Source organism: Chitinimonas sp. BJB300 (assembly GCF_002735695.1).
Lineage (GTDB): Bacteria > Pseudomonadota > Gammaproteobacteria > Burkholderiales > Chitinimonadaceae > Chitinimonas.
Window position 1 is genome coordinate 1 of record NZ_PDZH01000189.1, and the last position, 5218, is coordinate 5218.

Annotated in this window: 2 tRNA genes and 3 rRNA genes; all 5 read left to right on the forward strand. The window is 51.6% G+C overall.

Annotated features, from left to right (window positions below):
• Positions 1 to 1448 (forward strand): 16S ribosomal RNA (locus CSQ89_RS19650); the annotation flags it as partial.
• 107 nt (positions 1449 to 1555) lie between these two features.
• Positions 1556 to 1632, forward strand: a tRNA-Ile gene (locus tag CSQ89_RS19655).
• Positions 1633 to 1642: 10 nt separating this feature from the next.
• Positions 1643 to 1718 (forward strand) — tRNA-Ala (locus tag CSQ89_RS19660).
• A gap of 306 nt (positions 1719 to 2024) precedes the next feature.
• Positions 2025 to 4907 (forward strand): 23S ribosomal RNA (locus tag CSQ89_RS19665).
• Positions 4908 to 5058: 151 nt separating this feature from the next.
• Positions 5059 to 5171: ribosomal RNA gene (gene rrf / locus CSQ89_RS19670) — 5S ribosomal RNA — on the forward strand.
• Positions 5172 to 5218: the final 47 nt, after the last annotated feature.

Below are 5218 nucleotides of genomic sequence, written 5' to 3' on the forward strand. Positions count from 1 at the left end.
CAAGTTAGTGGCGAACGGGTGAGTAATGCATCGGAACGTACCGTGTAGTGGGGGATAACTTACCGAAAGGTAGGCTAATACCGCATACGATCTACGGAAGAAAGCAGGGGCTCGCAAGACCTTGTGCTATACGAGCGGCCGATGTCGGATTAGCTAGTTGGTAGGGTAAAGGCCTACCAAGGCAACGATCCGTAGCGGGTCTGAGAGGATGATCCGCCACACTGGGACTGAGACACGGCCCAGACTCCTACGGGAGGCAGCAGTGGGGAATTTTGGACAATGGACGCAAGTCTGATCCAGCCATGCCGCGTGAGTGAAGAAGGCCTTCGGGTTGTAAAGCTCTTTTGTCCGGGAGCAAATTCTGTCCGCTAATATCGGACGGAGCTGAGAGTACCGGAAGAATAAGCACCGGCTAACTACGTGCCAGCAGCCGCGGTAATACGTAGGGTGCGAGCGTTAATCGGAATTACTGGGCGTAAAGGGTGCGCAGGTGGTTATGTAAGCTTGATGTGAAATCCCCGGGCTCAACCTGGGAACTGCATTGAGGACTGCATGGCTAGAGTGTGGCAGAGGGGGGTGGAATTCCGCGTGTAGCAGTGAAATGCGTAGAGATGCGGAGGAACACCAATGGCGAAGGCAGCCCCCTGGGTTAACACTGACACTCATGCACGAAAGCGTGGGGAGCAAACAGGATTAGATACCCTGGTAGTCCACGCCCTAAACGATGTCTACTAGTTGTTGGGGTAGCAATACCTTAGTAACGCAGCTAACGCGTGAAGTAGACCGCCTGGGGAGTACGGTCGCAAGATTAAAACTCAAAGGAATTGACGGGGGCCCGCACAAGCGGTGGATGATGTGGATTAATTCGATGCAACGCGAAAAACCTTACCTACCCTTGACATGTAACGAACCCAGCAGAGACGTTGGGGTGCCCGAAAGGGAGCGTTAACACAGGTGCTGCATGGCTGTCGTCAGCTCGTGTCGTGAGATGTTGGGTTAAGTCCCGCAACGAGCGCAACCCTTGTCCTTAGTTGCTACCATTAAGTTGAGCACTTTAAGGAGACTGCCGGTGACAAACCGGAGGAAGGTGGGGATGACGTCAAGTCCTCATGGCCCTTATGGGTAGGGCTTCACACGTCATACAATGGTCGGTACAGAGGGTTGCCAACCCGCGAGGGGGAGCTAATCTCAGAAAGCCGATCGTAGTCCGGATTGCACTCTGCAACTCGAGTGCATGAAGTCGGAATCGCTAGTAATCGCGGATCAGCATGTCGCGGTGAATACGTTCCCGGGCCTTGTACACACCGCCCGTCACACCATGGGAGTGGGTTCTACCAGAAGTAGCTAGGCTAACCGCAAGGGGGCCGGTTACCACGGTAGGGTTCATGACTGGGGTGAAGTCGTAACAAGGTAGCCGTAGGGGAACCTGCGGCTGGATCACCTCCTTTCTAGAGAAAAGGTTGTTGGTCAAGTGCCTACACTTATCGGTTGTGTGTTAAGAGATACAGAATTGGGGCTTTATATTGATAGGGCTGCGATTCAGTTGTGTAAAGCTGGGTCAGTAGCTCAGTCGGTTAGAGCACCGTCTTGATAAGGCGGGGGTCATAGGTTCGATTCCTATCTGACCCACCAGGTTTATGATGGGGGTTTAGCTCAGCTGGGAGAGCACCTGCTTTGCAAGCAGGGGGTCGTCGGTTCGATCCCGTCAACCTCCACCAAAGAACTCAAACAACAGTGCGTCTGGATGCCATTCGTTATTAAGGATGGCTTGATGCTGTGCGTGTTGTTGTTTGACTTCTTAAGTCATTCTGTATTTCGCTCTTTAATAAAATGGAAGAAGTAACCAATGTAGTCGTAAAGACAAGATTGGGTTGATTGTATCGATCACTGTTTAGAGCGGTCAGCACTAGACGGTGAAAAAAGCAAACACCTATATCCGAGCTGTACAAATAGAAAAGCGAAGAAACAATTCAAGCAATTGAATCGTGGATGAGTAGATTTATTTGTGCCGTCTTTGGTTATAGGGTCAAGCGAATAAGTGCATCTGGTGGATGCCTTGGCGATGATAGGCGAAGAAGGACGTGTAAGCCTGCGAAAAGCTTCGGGGAGCTGGCAATTGAGCTTTGATCCGGAGATGTCCGAATGGGGAAACCCACCCTTAGGGGTATCCCAGACTGAATACATAGGTCTGAGGAAGCGAACTCAGCGAACTGAAACATCTAAGTAGCTGAAGGAAAAGAAATCAACCGAGATTCCGTAAGTAGTGGCGAGCGAACGCGGAGTAGCCTGTACGTGATAGTCAAACTCTTAGTAGAACGGAATGGAAAGTCCGGCCATAGTGGGTGATAGCCCCGTATGCGAAAAGAGCTTGGTGGTACTAAGCGTACGACAAGTAGGGCGGGACACGAGAAATCCTGTCTGAATATGGGGGGACCATCCTCCAAGGCTAAATACTCATCATCGACCGATAGTGAACCAGTACCGTGAGGGAAAGGCGAAAAGAACCGCGGGAGCGGAGTGAAATAGAACCTGAAACCGGATGCATACAAACAGTGGGAGCCTCTTCGTGGGGTGACTGCGTACCTTTTGTATAATGGGTCAGCGACTTACATTCAGTAGCGAGCTTAACCGAGTAGGGGAGGCGTAGCGAAAGCGAGTCCGAATAGGGCGTTCAGTTGCTGGGTGTAGACCCGAAACCAAGTGATCTATCCATGGCCAGGTTGAAGGTGCGGTAACACGCACTGGAGGACCGAACCCACTAGTGTTGCAAAACTAGGGGATGAGCTGTGGATAGGGGTGAAAGGCTAAACAAACTTGGAAATAGCTGGTTCTCCTCGAAAACTATTTAGGTAGTGCCTCATGTATCACTGACGGGGGTAAAGCACTGTTATGGCTAGGGGGTCATCGCGACTTACCAAACCATGGCAAACTCTGAATACCGTCAAGTGCGAGCATGGGAGACAGACATCGGGTGCTAACGTCCGGTGTCGAAAGGGAAACAACCCAGACCCTCAGCTAAGGTCCCAAATGCATAGTTAAGTGGAAAACGAAGTGGGAAGGCACAGACAGCCAGGATGTTGGCTTAGAAGCAGCCATCATTTAAAGAAAGCGTAATAGCTCACTGGTCGAGTCGTCCTGCGCGGAAGATGTAACGGGGCTCAAACTATGAACCGAAGCTAGGGATATGTGCGTAAGCACATATGGTAGAGGAGCGTTCCGTAGGTCTGTGAAGGTGTCTTGTGAAGGATGCTGGAGATATCGGAAGTGCGAATGCTGACATGAGTAGCGATAAACAGGGTGAAATTCCCTGTCACCGAAAACCCAAGGTTTCCTGCGCAACGTTCATCGGCGCAGGGTGAGTCGGCCCCTAAGGCGAGGCTGAAAAGCGTAGTCGATGGGAAACAGGTTAATATTCCTGTACCGATCTGTAATGCGATGTGGGGACGGAGAAAGCTAGGCCATCCGGGTGTTGGAAGTCCCGGTTTAAGCGTGTAGACGTGTTTCGTAGGCAAATCCGCGAGACTAAGTTGAGGCGTGATGACGAGTCCTTTTAGGACGAAGTGGTTGATGCTCTGCTTCCAGGAAAAGCCGCTAAGCTTCAGTTACAGATTGACCGTACCGCAAACCGACACAGGTGGGTAGGATGAGAATTCTAAGGTGCTTGAGAGAACTCGGGTGAAGGAACTCGGCAAATTGACACCGTAACTTCGGGAGAAGGTGTGCCCCGGTAGGTTGTAGGAGAACATCCGAAGGCCGATGGGGTTGCAGTGAAAAGGTGGCTGCGACTGTTTATTAAAAACACAGCACTCTGCTAACACGAAAGTGGACGTATAGGGTGTGACGCCTGCCCGGTGCCGGAAGGTTAATTGATGGGGTGCAAGCTCTTGATCGAAGCCCCGGTAAACGGCGGCCGTAACTATAACGGTCCTAAGGTAGCGAAATTCCTTGTCGGGTAAGTTCCGACCCGCACGAATGGCGTAACGATGGCCACACTGTCTCCACCCGAGACTCAGCGAAGTTGAAATGTTTGTGAAGATGCAATCTCCCCGCTGCTAGACGGAAAGACCCCGTGCACCTTTACTGTAGCTTTACATTGGACTTTGAACAGACTTGTGTAGGATAGCTGGGAGGCTTTGAAGTGAGGACGCTAGTTCGCATGGAGCCGACGTTGAAATACCAGCCTGGTGTGTTTGAGGTTCTAACCTAGGTCCATGATCTGGATCGGGGACCGTGTATGGTAGGCAGTTTGACTGGGGCGGTCTCCTCCCAAAGTGTAACGGAGGAGCTCGAAGGTATCCTAGGTACGGTCGGAAATCGTACTGATAGTGCAATGGCATAAGGATGCTTAACTGCGAGACTGACAAGTCGAGCAGGTGCGAAAGCAGGACATAGTGATCCGGTGGTTCTGAATGGAAGGGCCATCGCTCAACGGATAAAAGGTACGCCGGGGATAACAGGCTGATTCCTCCCAAGAGTTCACATCGACGGGGGAGTTTGGCACCTCGATGTCGGCTCATCACATCCTGGGGCTGTAGCCGGTCCCAAGGGTATGGCTGTTCGCCATTTAAAGTGGTACGTGAGCTGGGTTTAAAACGTCGTGAGACAGTTTGGTCCCTATCTGCAGTGGGCGTTGGAAGTTTGAAGGGGGCTGCTCCTAGTACGAGAGGACCGGAGTGGACGAACCTCTGGTGTACCGGTTATGACGCCAGTCGTATCGCCGGGTAGCTAAGTTCGGAAGAGATAACCGCTGAAAGCATCTAAGCGGGAAACTTGCCTTAAGATGAGACTTCCCTGGGACTTCGAGTCCCCTGAAGGGTCGTTCAAGACCAGGACGTTGATAGGTCAGGTGTGGAAGCGCAGTAATGCGTTAAGCTAACTGATACTAATTGCCCGTGAGGCTTGATCCTATAACCCAAGACGTGTAGATGGATTGGGTGTGTTTGTGAACGATACGAATAATTGACTCAATCGACATTGATTACTTCTTCCTGATTTGTTGCGTTAGCGACTAATCGACAATGCTGTGTCTTGACGAAGTCAGGATGCGCGCCAGTTTTGCTTGGCGGCCATAGCGTGTTGGACCCACTCCTTCCCATCTCGAACAGGACAGTGAAACGACACCGCGCCGATGATAGTGCGGGTTCCCGTGTGAAAGTAGGTCACTGCCAGGCGCCTTACAGTGAAGCCCCGGTCTCAACAGAGACCGGGGCTTTTGCTT